The 15,144-nt window shown below is 71.7% G+C and carries 17 protein-coding genes; 4 read left to right on the top strand and 13 right to left on the bottom strand.

Annotated elements, in window-relative coordinates; genetic code table 11:
- Positions 1-306 carry an AzlD domain-containing protein gene (locus ACIBZJ_RS22360; RefSeq protein WP_395932500.1) on the bottom strand — a complete coding sequence of 102 codons (306 nt, stop codon included), beginning with the start codon at positions 304-306 and terminating at the stop codon, positions 1-3.
- Positions 303-980 (bottom strand): AzlC family ABC transporter permease, encoded by a 678-nt coding sequence (locus tag ACIBZJ_RS22355; protein WP_395932498.1) that lies wholly within the window; start codon positions 978-980, stop codon positions 303-305. Before ACIBZJ_RS22355 ends, ACIBZJ_RS22360 begins: the two co-directional genes overlap by 4 nt.
- Before the next feature lie 45 nt (positions 981-1,025).
- Between ACIBZJ_RS22355 and ACIBZJ_RS22350 the strand changes: the two genes are divergently transcribed.
- Positions 1,026-2,171, top strand: coding sequence for an Mrp/NBP35 family ATP-binding protein (locus tag ACIBZJ_RS22350; RefSeq protein ID WP_395932496.1), 1,146 nt, complete (start codon positions 1,026-1,028; stop codon positions 2,169-2,171).
- A gap of 281 nt (positions 2,172-2,452) precedes the next feature.
- Here the strand turns inward: ACIBZJ_RS22350 and ACIBZJ_RS22345 are convergent, their stop codons facing one another.
- From ACIBZJ_RS22345 to sigE, 5 genes are all read right to left on the bottom strand, one after another.
- Complete coding sequence (locus ACIBZJ_RS22345; RefSeq protein ID WP_395932494.1) at positions 2,453-2,857, bottom strand: sec-independent translocase; 405 nt, start codon at positions 2,855-2,857, stop codon at positions 2,453-2,455.
- A 130-nt stretch (positions 2,858-2,987) separates the two neighbouring features.
- On the bottom strand, positions 2,988-4,094 hold the full coding sequence (locus ACIBZJ_RS22340) for a S1C family serine protease (RefSeq protein ID WP_395932492.1): 1,107 nt from the start codon (positions 4,092-4,094) through the stop codon (positions 2,988-2,990).
- Positions 4,095-4,686: 592 nt separating this feature from the next.
- A complete protein-coding gene (locus ACIBZJ_RS22335) occupies positions 4,687-5,856 on the bottom strand; it encodes a sigma-E factor regulatory protein RseB domain-containing protein (protein WP_395932490.1) in 1,170 nt (389 codons plus the stop codon).
- Entirely contained in the window at positions 5,853-6,476 is a 624-nt protein-coding gene (locus ACIBZJ_RS22330; RefSeq protein WP_395932488.1) for an anti-sigma factor family protein, read from the bottom strand. The genes ACIBZJ_RS22335 and ACIBZJ_RS22330 overlap by 4 nt, the downstream gene beginning before the upstream one ends.
- On the bottom strand, positions 6,473-7,111 hold the full coding sequence (gene sigE / locus ACIBZJ_RS22325) for an RNA polymerase sigma factor SigE (protein WP_395932486.1): 639 nt from the start codon (positions 7,109-7,111) through the stop codon (positions 6,473-6,475). The genes ACIBZJ_RS22330 and sigE overlap by 4 nt, the downstream gene beginning before the upstream one ends.
- 203 nt (positions 7,112-7,314) lie before the next feature.
- Here sigE and ACIBZJ_RS22320 point away from each other — a divergent pair, with 203 nt between their 5' ends.
- The gene (locus ACIBZJ_RS22320; RefSeq protein WP_395933222.1) at positions 7,315-7,962 is read left to right on the top strand and encodes an O-methyltransferase; all 648 of its coding nucleotides are present in this window, start codon (positions 7,315-7,317) and stop codon (positions 7,960-7,962) included.
- On the opposite strand, the gene glgC is transcribed toward ACIBZJ_RS22320, so the two are convergent.
- A complete protein-coding gene (glgC, locus tag ACIBZJ_RS22315; protein WP_395932484.1) occupies positions 7,952-9,166 on the bottom strand; it encodes a glucose-1-phosphate adenylyltransferase in 1,215 nt (404 codons plus the stop codon). The genes ACIBZJ_RS22320 and glgC overlap by 11 nt on opposite strands.
- A 124-nt stretch (positions 9,167-9,290) precedes the next feature.
- On the opposite strand from glgC, the gene glgA reads away from it, so the two are divergent.
- Entirely contained in the window at positions 9,291-10,442 is a 1,152-nt protein-coding gene (gene glgA / locus ACIBZJ_RS22310; RefSeq protein WP_395932482.1) for a glycogen synthase, read from the top strand.
- A 119-nt stretch (positions 10,443-10,561) separates the two neighbouring features.
- Here the strand turns inward: glgA and ACIBZJ_RS22305 are convergent, their stop codons facing one another.
- The 5 genes from ACIBZJ_RS22305 to ACIBZJ_RS22285 all read right to left on the bottom strand — a co-directional run bounded on the left by ACIBZJ_RS22305 (position 10,562) and on the right by ACIBZJ_RS22285 (position 14,223).
- Positions 10,562-12,169 carry a leucyl aminopeptidase gene (locus ACIBZJ_RS22305; protein ID WP_395932480.1) on the bottom strand — a complete coding sequence of 536 codons (1,608 nt, stop codon included), beginning with the start codon at positions 12,167-12,169 and terminating at the stop codon, positions 10,562-10,564.
- 113 nt (positions 12,170-12,282) lie between these two features.
- On the bottom strand, positions 12,283-12,450 hold the full coding sequence (locus ACIBZJ_RS22300; RefSeq protein WP_142703152.1) for a DUF3117 domain-containing protein: 168 nt from the start codon (positions 12,448-12,450) through the stop codon (positions 12,283-12,285).
- A 212-nt stretch (positions 12,451-12,662) separates the two neighbouring features.
- Positions 12,663-13,256 carry a DNA-3-methyladenine glycosylase I gene (locus ACIBZJ_RS22295; RefSeq protein WP_395932478.1) on the bottom strand — a complete coding sequence of 198 codons (594 nt, stop codon included), beginning with the start codon at positions 13,254-13,256 and terminating at the stop codon, positions 12,663-12,665.
- Positions 13,253-13,747 carry an SRPBCC family protein gene (locus ACIBZJ_RS22290; RefSeq protein WP_395932476.1) on the bottom strand — a complete coding sequence of 165 codons (495 nt, stop codon included), beginning with the start codon at positions 13,745-13,747 and terminating at the stop codon, positions 13,253-13,255. The genes ACIBZJ_RS22295 and ACIBZJ_RS22290 overlap by 4 nt, the downstream gene beginning before the upstream one ends.
- On the bottom strand, positions 13,744-14,223 hold the full coding sequence (locus ACIBZJ_RS22285) for a DivIVA domain-containing protein (protein WP_395932474.1): 480 nt from the start codon (positions 14,221-14,223) through the stop codon (positions 13,744-13,746). Before ACIBZJ_RS22285 ends, ACIBZJ_RS22290 begins: the two co-directional genes overlap by 4 nt.
- Positions 14,224-14,279: 56 nt before the next feature.
- Here ACIBZJ_RS22285 and folP point away from each other — a divergent pair, with 56 nt between their 5' ends.
- The gene (folP, locus tag ACIBZJ_RS22280; RefSeq protein WP_395932472.1) at positions 14,280-15,143 is read left to right on the top strand and encodes a dihydropteroate synthase; all 864 of its coding nucleotides are present in this window, start codon (positions 14,280-14,282) and stop codon (positions 15,141-15,143) included.
- Position 15,144: the final 1 nt, after the last annotated feature.

Raw genomic sequence — 15,144 nt, 5'->3', positions numbered from 1 at the left:
TCAGCCGCTGACCGCCCGGACGATTGCCGCGGTCGCCGCGGCCAGGACGACGACGAGCAGGAACGGGGCCCGGAGCAGGACGGCGATCGCGGCGACGCCGATACCGGCGGCCCGGGCGTCCAGGACGAGCGAGCGGCCGTCGCCGAACGTCTGCACCGCGACCAGGGCCGCCAGCAGCGCGACCGGCAGCATCATCGCCACCCGCAGCACCCGTGGATCGTCCAGCCAGTGCGACGGCAGCGACAGCCCGACCCACTTGAACAGGTAGCACCCCGCTGCGGCGAGGCCCAGCGCGAGCCAGATCATCGCGCCCGGCCGACCAGCACGAGGACGCCGAACGAGGCCAGCAGCACCGGCACGCCCGGCGGCAGCCACGGCGTCGCGACCAGTGCGATCACCGCACCGGCGGCGGCCACCCGCCAGGCTCCGCCGCCTTCCCGCAGGCGCGGGGCGAGCAGCGCGAGGAACCCGGCCGGCGCCGCGGCGTCCAGACCGAGCGCGGCGGGATCACCGACGGCGGTCGCACCGACCGCTCCGATCAGCGTCGCCAGGTTCCAGAGCAGGAACACGCTCAGCGCGGTGGAGACGAACGCCAGGCGCGACGCCTCCGGCGTCGTGCGCGGGAGCGCCATCGCCGCGGACTCGTCGATCACGCCCTGCGCCGCGACCGCGCGACGCCAGCCCGTCCACCCGAGCAACGACGAGAGCCGGACGCCGTACAGCGCGTTGCGTGCGCCGAGCAGCAGTGCCGACCCCACCGCCGCGGCCACGCCACCGCCGGCCCCGATGACGCCGACCAGTGCGAACTGGCTCGCACCGGTGAACACGAGCAGGCTGCTCAGACACGTCTGCAGGACGCTGAACCCGGCCGCCACCCCGGCCGCGCCGAACGCGATGCCGTAGGCCCCGGTAGCGAGGCCGACGCCGACCGCGTCGCGCACGATGCCCCGGGAGTGAGCGGGATCAAGGCTTGGCTCCATGCCCGCACGCTAGATGTGGCGTTACCCGCACGTAGCATGGGAGTCATGTCGCTCTCTTCAACGCTGCCCGCGGAAGCCGACATCCGTACGGCGCTCGCGGCGGTCAACGACCCCGAGATCCGCCGGCCGATCACCGAACTCGGCATGGTCGAATCGGTGGCCGTTCACCCCGACGGCGTGGTCGAAGTCGCGGTGCTGCTCACGGTCGCCGGTTGCCCGATGCGCGACACGCTCACGAACGACGTGACCGCGGCGGTGGCCCGGCTCGACGGCGTCACCGGAGTGCGGGTGAACTTCGGCGTGATGAGCGACGCCCAGCGCAAGGAGCTGCAGTCGACGCTTCGGGGCGGCAAGGGCGAGCCGGTCATCCCGTTCGCCCAGCCGAACTCGCTGACCCGGGTGTACGCGGTCGCGTCCGGCAAGGGCGGCGTCGGCAAGTCGTCGGTGACCGTGAACCTCGCGGCCTCGCTGGCCGCCCGCGGGCTCTCGGTCGGCGTCCTCGACGCGGACATCTACGGATTCTCGATTCCTCGCATGCTCGGCGTGGACGGCCGCCCGACGCAGGTCGAGCAGATGATCATGCCGCCGCAGTCGCACGGCGTGAAGGTGATCTCGATCGGCATGTTCACGCCCGGGAACACCGCGGTCGTGTGGCGCGGGCCGATGTTGCACCGTGCGCTGCAGCAGTTCCTCGCCGACGTGTTCTGGGGCGACCTGGACGTGCTGCTGATGGACCTGCCGCCGGGTACCGGCGACATCGCGATCTCAGTGGCTCAGCTGGTGCCGGGCGCGGAGATCCTGGTCGTGACGACGCCGCAGCAGGCCGCGGCCGAGGTGGCCGAGCGGGCCGGCTCGATCGCGCTCCAGACGCACCAGCGGCTGGTCGGGGTGGTGGAGAACATGTCCTGGCTCGAGCTGCCGAACGGCGAGCGGATGGACGTGTTCGGGTCCGGCGGCGGCGAGGCCGTGTCGGCGGCGCTGTCGAAGACGCTCGGCGCGCAGGTGCCGCTGCTGGGGCAGATCCCGCTGGACCCGCGGGTCCGCGAGGGCGGCGACTCCGGGACCCCTCTGGTGCTGGCGGCCCCGGACGCTCCGGCCGCCAAGGCCCTGAGCGCGGTAGCCGACAAGCTGGCCGTCCGCCAGCGAGGCCTAGCCGGAATGAGCCTGGGCCTAACCCCAGCCCGCCGCTAACCCCCGCCCCAGCGGCCCGCCCACTCAAGCTCCGCCCTGGGCCCGCCGCCCAGCGCGAGGCCGACCCGTCCGGGCCACCCACTCAAGCTCTGACCTAGAGCACACCCAGTGCGCGGCTGACCCGCGCGGGCCACCCAGTCCCGAGCGGGGCCACCCACTCAAGTTCTGACCTGGAGCCCGCCCAGGGCGACGCTGACATCCGCGCCACTCGACGCCGCGTACACGTTCGTACTCAAGTCGTGTGGCGCGGCTGTCAGCGTCGCCCTGGGCGGGCCGCCCACTCAGGTGGCGTCGTCGTCGTAGCGGGCGGCGCGGGACTTGGTGGTGTCCGGGGCTTTTCCGTTGGAGGACGACGGCTCGTCGCGGTAGGCCTCGGTCACCTCGTCGACGTGCTGGAGCTCTTCGAAGTCGCGCATCGCATCGCGCAGCGGCTTGCGCAACGCCGCTTCGTCTTCTTCGCTGAGCAGGTGCTTGCGCACGAACCGCTTCGGATGCAGATCTTCGATCTCGAAGTCGGTGCCGAGCTCATCCCGCAGCTCGGCGCTCGCCCCGCGCGCCATCTGCCGCAGGGTCCGCAGCATCCGACCCGCCTCACCGATGACCTTGGGAAGCCGATCGGGCCCGAAAACGAACAACCCGATCAACGCCAGGACGATGATTTCCGACCAACCGAGGTTCTCGAACACTGCTGCTCCTCACCGCGGTCACCGCCGTGTCAAACAGCTGTCCCTGGCCGCTCACCCGCAGCCTAATCCGTGCGCCTGACGACCGGCAGACGCCCCAGGGCACAGTTTGCTGTGCGAACCGAACGTACGGCTATCGCTGGCCCAGCGTCACAGTTGTCGTCGTCGTCTGGCTACCCCGTCGGTAGGTCACCCCGACCTTGGTGCCCGGACTCTGCTTCCGGACGAGCGCGATCAGCGCCACTCCGTCCTCGATCGGGCGGTCGGCGAACCGCGTCACGACGTCACCGGGCTTGAGCCCGGCCTTGGCGGCGGGTCCACCGGCCACGACCGTGCTCATCGGCGCACCGGCCGAGTTCTCGTCGTTCAGGTCGACCTCGGCGCCGATCACGGTCGTCCGGGCCGAGCCGGACGAGATGATCTGCTCGGCGACGCGCTTCGCCTGGTTGATCGGGATCGCGAAACCGATGCCGATGTTGCCGCTCGTGCTGTTCTGGCTCGGCAGCGCCGCGATCGCCGAGTTGACGCCGATGACCCGGCCGGCGCCGTCGACGAGCGGCCCGCCCGAGTTGCCGGGGTTGATCGCCGCGTCGGTCTGGATCGCGGCCATGAACGCCGCGTCCTCGTTGCCCTGGGCCGCCCCGTTGTCAGCGCCGGTGCGCACCGGACGATCGACCGCGCTGACGATGCCGCTGGTCACGGTGTCGGCCAGCCCGAGTGGCGAGCCGAAGGCCACGGTCGGGTCACCGATCGCGATCTTGTCGGAGTCGCCGAACTTCACCGGCTTGAGATCGGCCTTCTGGATCTTCAGCACCGCGATGTCCGAGCCCGCGTCGCGTCCGACGATCGACGCGGCGACCGACGAACCGTCGCTGAACACCACCCGGAGCGTGCCACCCGCGGCGGCGGGAGCGGCCACGTGGTTGTTCGTCAGGATGTAGCCCTTGTCGTTGATGACGAACCCGGAGCCGTTGCCGTTGCCGCTGGCCGAACGGATCACGACCGTGACGACGCTCGGCTGCACCAGCTTCGCGATGCCGGCCAGCGAGGTCGGCGGACGCTCCGCGAGCTCGGGTGTCGAGCCAGAACTCTTGCCGAGCGAGAACGTGTCACCCGCGGTCCGGGCCGCCACGACGTAGCCGAGTGCACCGCCGAGCAGGCCCGCGACCACCGCGACGACGATCGAGATGAGCAGGATCGAGCCCAGGCCGCCGCGGCGGCCGGGACCGTCGGAGGACATCCGCGGGCCGGCGGGTGGCGGAGTACCCGATGGCGTCGGCGCCAGCCAGGCAGGCGCGGCGGACGGGTCACGCCACGGGTCCCTGGCCCCGGCCTGCGACCAGAACGGCGACCCGGGAGGCGGCCCCCCACTACCGGGAGGCATCCCCCCGCCCGGACGCATTCCCCCACCGGGCGGCATCCCCCCACCCGGCGGCATCCCCCCACCGGGCGGCATCCCCCCACCCGGCGGCATCCCACCGCCGGGGGGCATTCCGCTACCCGGGACCGGCACCGGGCCGGTCTGGTAGCTGCCGGACGGATACCCGTTGGTGCGGGGCGGCCCGTAAACCTCGCCCGTCGGCGCATAACCCGGTTCCGGTTGCGGGTTCGCCCAGGACCCCCCGCTGCTACCGGGGGCCGGACCGTTCCCGGGCTCCGGGTTGATCCAGGGCGAGCCGCTGCCCGGCGCCGCAGACCCTGCTGCGGGCGGCTCGGCCGGTTGTCCGCCGGCCCGGCTCGCGTCGGTCAAGGGGGTACCTCCGCCTCGGGCCCCCGGCTCGGCCGCCGGGTGCTTCAACTCCAGTGTTCCTCGCCTAGTCCACACGAGCGAGTCAGTGGAATGGATCGACCCAGGATCCCACTCTCCGGATTCCCTTGCTCATCCGGGCGAGAACACCGTTGTCCGGAGAAACCGTCGGAACCGCGTCGACGACCGACACCACGGTGGCGTCCGGGACGTCGGTGACCATCGTGTAGACCATCCCGGACCGCGCCCAGCTGAGCTCGCGGTAGAGGCCGCACCGCAGGTAGACGTCGGTCGTGCCGACCTGGCGGCGGCGGAAACCGGCCGGGATCGCGGAGTCGAGCCTGCCCTGCTGAGCGAAGAGCGAGAGCGTGAACAGGCCGTCGGAGTAGCTCAGCTGGATCGATCTGTCGTCACCGGTCCCGACCGTCCGCGCGCACATCCGGGTGAGCCCGGCGAGCTGGGTTCCCGGCAGGTCCCAGCCCTGGTCCGCGAGCCCGGCCAGTTCGTCGGCCGAGAGCCCGCCGTCACAGCCGGAATCGTCGGCCGCCGGTGACGGGGACGGTGAGGGCTGCGACACCACCGGGTCCGCCAGGATGCTCAGCCCGGTGAACGCCGACCGGCGGATCACCCGACCGGCCGTGTCGAGCAGCTCCCGCTGGACGGTCAGCCCGGTCGAGTCGTCGAGCCAGATCTTGCCCACCACCGTGCCGGAGAGGCGCAGGACGTCGATCCGGGTCACGGAACGGCCGAGCAACCGCTCGGTTGCCGCGACCCGCAGCTGGTAGGCCTGGGTCAGCGTGGCCAGCGCCTGGTCCGAGAAGTCGGGCCGGATGTCGGCGCTCACCAGCTGCGACCCGCGCTCACCGGAGACGCCGCGGCCCGTCCCGTCGTGGGCGATGACCGTGACGCCCTGGCCCGGCACGTTGCGGACGTAGGCGGTCGTGGTGATCTGTCCCCAGCGCGACCAGCTCTTGAAGAGCTTGGTGCCCTGGTAGTTGATCACCGAGGGCGCCCGGCCGGCCCGCCGCAGCAGGTCGAGCGCCCGCCGCTCCGACGTCCCCATGACGCTGGCCGGTGAGCTGCGGAGCGTCGTCCCGCCACCGGACTGACCGGCACCGGTCGTCTCGACCGGGGCCGGGACGAACAGGTAGACGCCGGTGGAACACACCACGGCGCCGAGCGCACCGGCGCCCATCACGAGCACCAGGCGACGGGCCGCGCGGAGCAGCCCGACACGAGGGTCGACCCGCTTCACTCGTGATTGTCCGCGACGTCGACGACGGAGGCCTCGCGATCACCACCGGGCACGCCCCCGGTCGCCGCACCGTGCTCCTTGATGTACGTCAGCATCGGCGGGTTCACCGTGCTCGGCTGCTGGTCGCCGCCGAGCACGACAACCGTGCCGAGGCTCAGCGCGAACGCCGCCACACCGCCGACCGCCGTCGCCATGACCTTGCGGCGCAGCCGACGCCCTCCGGGCCGGGAGACGGCCGGGCCGCGGCCGGTCGGACGGCGACGCCCGGGGACCGCGACCGTTACCGGACGTCGGCCGACCGGCGTACGCCCCGGCGGTGCCACCGAGCGAAAGCTGGCCTCCAGGCGGACCGGCGGCGGTGTGAGTTCGGGCACGGACCGCTCGGTCGGTGTGCACTCGGGCAGCGCCCGGAGCCGGTCGAGCAGCGAACTGGGGCACGGCGGCGACTCGAGCTTGGCCAGCCGGGCCTTCACCTGGCGGTGTCCGTCGACCTCGGCGCGGCACTCGGCGCAGTGCGCCAGGTGGACCAGCACCTTGTCGCGGGCCGTCGGGTCGAGCGCGTCGTCGGCGAACGCCGACGCGAGCTCACCGAGATGCGGATCTCGACGCGGGCCCGTCATGACGCGGCCTCGCCGTACGGGGAGTTCTTGGGTGCACGGTGCGCCAGGGCCTCGCGCAACTGGCTCCGGCCCCGGTGGATCCGGCTGCGGACGGTGCCGAGCTTCACGCCCAGCGTCGCCGCGATCTCCTCGTACGAGAGACCCTCGATGTCGCAGAGCACGACCGGAGCCCGGAAGTCGGGCGGCAGGGCGGCCAGCGCCCGCTGGACGTCGTCGTCGAGGTTCTCGTCGACGTAGACCTGCTCGGGGCTGCGCTCGCGGCCGGGCACGCGCTCGGCGTCGTCGGGCAGCGCCTCGAAGCGGATGCGCGCACGGCGGCGCGCCAGGTCGAGGAAGAGGTTGGTCGTGATGCGGTGGAGCCAGCCCTCGAACGTGCCGGGGCGGTACCGGTCGAGCGCGCGGAACACCCGGACGAAGACCTCTTGCGTGAGGTCTTCGGCGTCGGGGCGATTGCCGGTGAGCCGGTAGGCCAAGCGATAGACCCGGGCCGAGTGGTCTCGGACCACCTCGTCCCACGCGGGCGGATCCCACACCACGCCTTCGGTGAACCCGGCCTCGGTCGGAACCCCGGCCGGGTCTTCGACCGGACCGTGGAAATCAGTGGGGTCCTCGGAGGACTCACGGGGAGTGCTCACCGCGACCTCCTCGATAGGCGCTACTGGTGTGATCACCATTGTGCCCGGACCCTCCCACTCCTCGCTGAGGCGCGGCTGAGAACATCCGCCGCGCCAGGTGCTTCCTGCCTGCCAACGGATCGCGGCCCGGGCGCGTTCCCCTACCCTGTCCGAGGCAGTGCTGGGACGGGAGGACTGTGATGGATGCCTCAGCGCGGCCCGGCATGCCCTCATTTCCCGAAAGAACCGGCAAAACCAGCACGAAAGTCCCCTTGGACGTCGCTCCCGAGGACGCGGTGCTCACCGCCGCCCGCGCCCGCGCCGACGAGCTGGGCTGCCTGGCGCTCTCCGCCGAGTGCGGCGCCGCGTTACGGATGCTCGCCGCCGCCTTGCAGGCGAAAGCCGTCGTCGAGGTCGGTACCGGTGCCGGCGTCAGCGGACTCTGGGTGCTCCGCGGCATGCGGCCGGACGGCGTCCTCACGAGCATCGACTCGGAGTCCGAGCTGCAGCGTGCGGCCCGGCTGGCGTTCCGTGAGGCCGGGGTGACCGCCGGCCGGGCCCGGCTGATCAACGGCCGGGCGCTGGACGTCCTGCCCCGGCTGGCCGACGGCTACTACGACCTGGTGCTGATCAGCGACGCCCCGGTGACGGAGTACCCGGACTACCTCGTCGAGGCGCTGCGATTACTGCGGCCGGGCGGTGCGGTCGCCTTCGGTGGCGTGCTGCTCGGCGGACGGGTCGCCGACTCCCAGGCTCGCGACCCGGTCACCCTGGTCGCCCGTGAGCTGCTGCGCACGATCCGCGACCGCCCCGATTTGACCCCGGCGATCCTGCCGGTCGACGACGGTCTGCTGGTGGCGATCAGAGGATGACGGGCTGGCCCTTACCGAGGACGACCACGCCGCCTTCGCTCACCCGGTAGTGCTGGCGGTCCAGCTCTTCGTCGACGCCGATCCGGGCACCGGGCGGCACCACGACGTTCTTGTCGAGGATCGTGTTGCGCACGATCGCGCCCTCACCGATCACCACGCCGTTGAGCAGCACCGACTCCGCGACCTCGGCCTTGGCACCCACCAGCACGCCCGGTGAGAGCACCGAGTCGCGCACCTCGCCGGTGACGATGCAGCCGGCCGAGACGATCGACTCGGTCGCCCGCCCGGTCAGCGCGAACTTCGCCGGCGGCAGCTGCGGCATCGACGTCAGGATCGGCCAGGCCCGGTTGTAGAGGTTGAACACCGGGTGCACGGACGCCAGGTCGCGGTGGGCCTCGTAGTACGAGTCGAGCGTCCCGACGTCACGCCAGTAGCCGCGGTCGCGGTCGGTCGCGCCCGGTACCTCGTTGTCGGAGAAGTCGTAAACCGCGGCCTCACCCTTCCCGACCAGCATCGGGATGATGTTGCCGCCCATGTCGTGCGCGGACGCCGGGTCTTCCGCGTCCAGCCGCAGCGCGTCCAGCAGCGTCTTCGTGGTGAACACGTAGTTACCCATCGACGCGTAAGCGACGTTGGGGTCGTCCGGGACGCCCGGCGGGTCGACCGGCTTCTCGAGGAACTCGGCGATCGTCCGGCCGTCGTCGGCCGTCTTGATCACGCCGAACGCCGTCGCCTCGTGACGAGGCACCCGGATGCCGGCGACCGTCACGCCCGCGCCGGAGAACACGTGCTGCTCGATCATCTGCGCCGGGTCCATGCGGTACACGTGATCGGCACCGAAGACCGCGATGTACTCCGGATCCTCGTCGTACACCAGGTTCAGCGACTGGAAGATCGCGTCGGCCGAACCGGTGTACCAGCGCGGGCCGAGCCGCTGCTGGGCCGGGACCGGAGTCACGTAGTTCCCGAGCAGCGTGCTCATCCGCCACGTGGTGCTGATGTGCCGGTCGAGCGAGTGCGACTTGTACTGGGTCAGCACACAGATCTTGCGGATCTCCGCATTCGCCAGATTCGAGAGAACGAAGTCGATCAGCCGATAAGGGCCGCCGAACGGAACCGCGGGCTTGGCCCGGTCCGCTGTCAACGGCATCAGCCGTTTGCCCTCGCCACCAGCCAGGACGATGCCGAGCACTGAACGTGTCACCGAGCCACCCACCATAGTGCGACCCTAGTTCCCACTTGCTCGCCGTCCTAGTCGGGTTTATGGCTGCTGGTTTAACACCGGCGACACAGTAAGGAACCCATCCCCTGGCCGTAGGGTGTGCGCTATGCGCGTCGCGGTCCTGACCAACGAATATCCGCCCGAGGTCTACGGGGGCGCGGGCGTCCACGTCGACTTCCTCGTCCGCGAGCTGCGACGCCTGGTCGAGGTCGAGGTGCACTGCTTCGGCAAGCCCCGCCCCGACGCCCGTGCCTACACGGCGCCGGAATCGCTGGCCGACGCGAACGGTGCGATCCGAGCGCTCTCCATCGACCTCGAGATGGCCGACGGGGTCGGCGACGTCGGCGTCGTCCACTCGCACACCTGGTACGCGAACCTCGGCGGCCACCTCGCGAAACTGCTCCACGACAAGCCTCACGTCGTCACCGCGCACTCGCTGGAGCCGCTGCGGCCGTGGAAGGCCGAGCAGCTGGGCGGCGGCTATCGCATCTCGTCCTGGGCCGAGAAGACCGCGTACGAGGGCGCCGACGCGGTCATCGCGGTCAGCAACGGCATGCGCGAAGACGTGCTGACCGCCTACCCGGCGCTGAACGCTGAACGGGTCCACGTCGTCCACAACGGGGTCGACACCGAGCTGTACGCGCCGACCAGCGACGACGCGGTGCTGGCGAAAATCGGCATCGACGCCGACCGGCCGTACGTGCTCTACGTCGGACGCATCACCCGGCAGAAGGGCATCACGCACCTGCTGGCCGCGACCGAGCGGATCGACAAAGACATCCAGCTGGTGCTGTGCGCCTCGGCGCCCGATACGCCGGAGATCGCGGCCGAGGTGACCGGGCGGATCGAGCGCCTGCGCGCCGACGGGCACACCGTCCTGCACCAGACCGAGATGCTGCCGCGCGAGGAGGTCATCTCGCTGCTCAGCCACACGTCGGCGTTCGCCTGCCCGTCGGTGTACGAGCCACTCGGCATCGTCAACCTCGAGGCGATGGCCTGCCGCGCGCCGGTGGTGGCCAGCGCGGTCGGCGGCATCCCCGAGGTCGTGGTCGACGGCGTGACCGGGCTGCTGGTGCCGTACACCCCCGACGACCTGCCCGCCTTCGAGGTCGCGTTCGGCGAGGCGCTCGCGACCGTCGTCGGCAATCCGCTGCGCGGCAGCGAACTGGGCCGCGCCGGCCGTCAGCGCGCCGTCGACCTGTTCAGCTGGGAAGCCATCGCCGAACAAACCCTCACCGTTTACATGGGCTTGGGTTAAACCGCGCCAAAGGCGCGTTGCGCTGAGCGCGCTGAGGGCGGCGCTGGCAATCGAGCGCGCCGACGCCGTGACGTCAGCGAAGCGTCACAAGGAGGCGCGCTCGCTTGTCAGCGCCGTTCTCAGCGTGCCGCCGCCGACTCGAGCCAGCGGGTGAGGGTGCGGACGCCCCAGCCGGTGGCGCCCTTGGTGAGCTCGTCGTTGGGGGCGTCGGACCAGGCCGGGCTGGACATGTCCACATGCACCCAGCGGTCGCGCGCCTCGCCGGTGAACGGCCGCAGGAACAGTGCGGCGGTGGCGGTCTGCGCACCACGTCCGCCGGAGTTGTTGGCGTCCGCGACGTCCGAATCGATCTGGTCCAGGTAGTCCTCCGGCAGCGGAAGCTGCCAGACCCGCTCGCCGGCCTGCTCGGCCGCCTCGAACAGCGCCTTCGCCAGGTCGTCGTTCTCCGAGAACAACGCCGCGGTGCGCTTACCGAGCGCGACCCCCTGACCGCCGGTCAGCGTGGCCAGATCGATGAGGACGTCCGGCCGCAGGGTCGCGACCGCGTACGCCAGCGCGTCGCCGAGCACCATCCGGCCCTCGGCGTCGGTACTGAAGATCTCCGAGGTGCGCCCGCCGTAATGGCGGACGACGTCGCCGGGGCGGTACGCGGTACCGCTGGGCATGTTCTCGGCCAGCGGCACGAGCACGGTCACCCGGAGCGGCAGTTCCAGCGTCGCCGCGGCGAGCACCGCGCCGACGACCGCGGCGCCGCCACCCATGTCTTTCTTCATCATCTGCATGCCCTGCGCGGGCTTGATCGAGATACCGCCGGTGTCGAACGTGATGCCCTTGCCGACGAGCACGACGTGACGCAGCGTGTGCAGCTCGACGCCCTCGGGCGCCCAGCGCAGCTCGAGCAGGCGCGGGCCGCGGGTCGAGCCGCCGCCGACCGCGAGCATGCCCCCGAAGTCGTTGGCGGCCAGCCACTCGGGGTCGCGGACCTGCGCGTCGATGCCCAGCACCGCGGCCGCCTCGACCGCCTGGTCGGCGAACCACTCCGGGCTCTTGATGTTGCTCGGCGTGTTGACCAGGTCTCGGGCGAACACCGTGCCTCGGGTCACCGCCTCGGCCCGCGCGACCGCGTCGGCGAACCGGGCCGGGTCGTCGACCACGACGTTCACCCTGGTCAGCTTCGGCGGCTTGGGGTCGGACGCCAGCGTGAACCGGTACGAGGCCAGCCGCGCGCCCTCGAACAGACCGCGGACGGCCTCAGGCGTGGCGTCCGACGGCAGCGCGAGCGTCACCTCGGGGTTCGACGAGGCGGCCCGGACCAGGGCGGCGCCGGTCTTGCGCCAGTCGGCCTCGGTACCGTCGCCGGTACCGGCCAGCAGGAGCACGGCCGGCACGCCGCCGGGCAGCGGGAGCGGTGCGATCTCGCCGGCCTTGCCCTTGGCGGGCGGCTCCGGGAGCCGCTCGTCGTCCAGCCAGGCCGCGATCAGGTTCTGCAGGTGCTCCGGATAGCCGTAGGGCGTCTCGGGCAGCACCGCGGGCTCCGCCCTGCGCTCCTCACCGTCGTCCGGCGTGTCGCCGACCGGCGTGTCGCCGGACGGCGTCGAGCCGTCCGGCGTCGAGCCGTCCGGCGTCGAGTCCTCCGGCGTGGCCGGGGGCACGGTAGGTAGCGCGAGCACCAGGGGCGGAGCGTCGGCAGGCAGATCGGCAACAGCCACCAGACGGACGTCGAGCACGGGACCCTCCCGATCTGCGGATAGAGGCAGCGCTAGCCCGGAACAAGAGTCAGCCGGCTCGGCCTGGCACGGAGCGGCACCGTGCCGGCCCGAGCCGGCTGCCCTCGGGGCGATTAACCCACGACGTTCTTCAGAGCGTCCCCGAGCGCGCTGGCCTCGTCGGCGTTCATCTCGACGACGAGGCGCCCACCACCCTCGAGCGGTACGCGCATCACGATGCCGCGGCCCTCCTTGGTGACTTCGAGCGGACCGTCACCTGTCCGCGGCTTCATGGCCGCCATCTCGTGCTCCCCTCGACCGGTGACCGTCGGTGCAACTCCGGTCACTCCTTGCAGGCTCGCTGGATCTCACGTGCCCGGGACATCTCACTACTGTCTTATTCTCGCCCATACCTGCTGGCGTCCCAAACTCGACCCGGCTAAACACAGTGGACAAGCACCCGCCGGACCTGCGCAAAAGAGGCCGGGCGCGGTTCGGACGGGGTCGCCGCCGGTTACTCGGCGCCTACGAAACAGCCCTGGATGTGGTCATCGACCATACCGGTTGCCTGCATGAGGGCGTACGCGGTGGTAGGCCCGACGAACCGGAAACCACGCTTGCGGAGGTCCTTGGCGAGCGTGGTCGACTCCGCCGAAATCGACGGAACGTCCGCCCGGGCGCGTGGCCGGGGCCTCGGCGGCGGCGCGTACGACCAGAGCAGCGCGGACAGGCCCTCCGGGAGCTCGGCGGCCAGCCTGGCGTTCGTGATCGCGGCCTCGATCTTCGCCCGGTTGCGGATGATGCCGGTGTCGGCGAGCAGCCGCTCGACGTCCGATTGATCAAAAGCGGCCACCGACGCGATCGAGAAGCCCGCGAACGCACGCCGGAAGCCCTCCCGGCGGCGCAGGATCGTGATCCAGGAGAGGCCGGACTGGAAGGCCTCCAGACAGACGCGCTCGTAGAGCGCGTCGTCGCCGGTCAGGCGGCGGCCCCACTCGTCGTCGTGGTAAGCGACGTAATCCTCGGTCGAACCCGCCCAGGAGCAGCGCAACCGGCCGTCCGCGCCGCGGACCAGCCCGGTCTCGGCGAGCGCGAGCTCTTCGGTCACGCCCGTGCCAGCGTGCCGACGTACCGGGCGAACCGCCGGAGGCCCACCTTCAGTCCGGCGGCCGCGAGCGGGCCGACCACCGCCCACGCGAACTCGCCCACCGCGCCGAACGGCAGGTGAAGGTCTTCGCTCCAGATCATGTCGGTGCGCTCGGGACCTCTTTCTACCAGCTGAAACGCGCCCGGACCCCGCACCACGCGGCCGGTGTGCACCACGTCGACGCGGTGCGGCGGCTCCCAGCCGACCACCGTGAAGACGTCGAGGAACCCGACCTTCCCGATCCCGGTGAACGCGTGTACGACGCTACCGGGGCTGCGGCCGTCTCCCTCGACCACGCGGACGTGCGTGAACGGGATCCACCTGCCCTGGGCCGGCCAGTCGGTCGCGGCGGCGAACGCGGTCTCGAGGTCGGACGGGACCGTCACCCGGACGGAGACCCGCCCCGGCCCGGGTCTCGCCAGGTCGGCCGGTACGTCGGCGGCCGACGTCATCGGGCCTGCTCGGACGTGGCCCGCACCGAGTCGCCGGACTCGAGCACCTCGGCGTCGTCGGCCTCGGTGGTGCCGGCCACGCCGGTCTCCGCGGGCGGCGCGGTGGCTTTCCCGGAGCCGTCTTCGTTCGCCCACGGGAAGTCGAACGGACGTTCGTCGTCCTCGCTGTCGCCTCTGCGGGCGGCGAGCTGATCCTCCAGATCGATGATCCGCGTGTGCAGGAAATCGAAGTCGTCGGCGACGCGCGCCAGCAGGTCGTCGACCTGGTCCATCCGGTAGCCCCGGAGGCCGGTGTCGAACCGCAGCACGTCGACGTCGGCCCGGTCGAGCGGCCGGTCGGCCGGCAGGTCGAACGGCACGCCGTCCGGTCGTGGCGGGGTCAGCCCGCGGTCACGGCCCAGCGTGAACGCGGCGGCACCGAACACGATGCCGGCCAGGATGATCGCGGCCACGACGATGAGGAGGAAGCTTCCCACCCCCGCATCGTGGCACGCCTGTCACGAGACCATGCAGCCCGACGCAGAATGAGGGCATGCCACTCCGGCTCGGCCGCCAGCAGTTCGACGACGATGACCTGTTGGTGATGGCCATCGTCAACCGCACACCCGACTCGTTCTACGACCGCGGAGCCACGTTCACCGACGACGCCGCGCTGGCCGCGGTCGACGCCGCGGTGCGCGACGGGGCGCAGATCGTCGACATCGGCGGGGTCAAGGCCGGCCCCGGCGCGGTGGTGGACGCCGCCGAGGAGGCGCGCCGCACGGTTCCGCTCATCCGGGAGGTGCGCGGCCGCTACCCCGACCTGGTGATCAGCATCGACACCTGGCGCGCGGAGGTCGGCGAGGCGGCGGTCGAGGCCGGTGCCGACCTGCTCAACGACACCTGGTCGGGTGCCGACCCCGGACTGGCCCGGGTGGCCGCCGACACCGGCGCGGGGCTGATCTGCTCCCACGCCGGCGGGCTGACGCCCCGCTCGCGTCCGCACCGGCCGACGTTCCCGGACGTCACCGCGGACGTCGTCGCGACCGTGACGCGCCTGGCCTCGGCGGCGGTCGAGGCGGGCGTGCGGCCGGACGGGATCCTGATCGACCCGGCGCACGACTTCGGCAAGAACACCTGGCACTCGCTGACGCTGACCCGCGAACTGGAGGCGCTGGTCGCGACCGGGTGGCCGGTGCTGGTGGCGCTCTCCCGCAAGGACTTCGTCGGCGAGACGCTCGACCTGCCGGTGGACGACCGGCTGGAGGGCACGCTGGCCGCGACGGCGGTGAGCGCGTGGCTCGGGGCCCGGGTGTTCCGGGCCCACGACGTCCTGGCCACCAGGAGGGTGCTCGACATGGTCGCGTCCATCCGAGGCACCCGGCCGCCCGCTTTCACCCGCCGGGGACTGGCCTGAC

It is taken from the genome of Cryptosporangium sp. NPDC051539 (assembly GCF_044454545.1).
GTDB lineage: Bacteria > Actinomycetota > Actinomycetes > Mycobacteriales > Cryptosporangiaceae > Cryptosporangium.
This window is presented reverse-complemented; position numbering and strand designations above follow the sequence as displayed.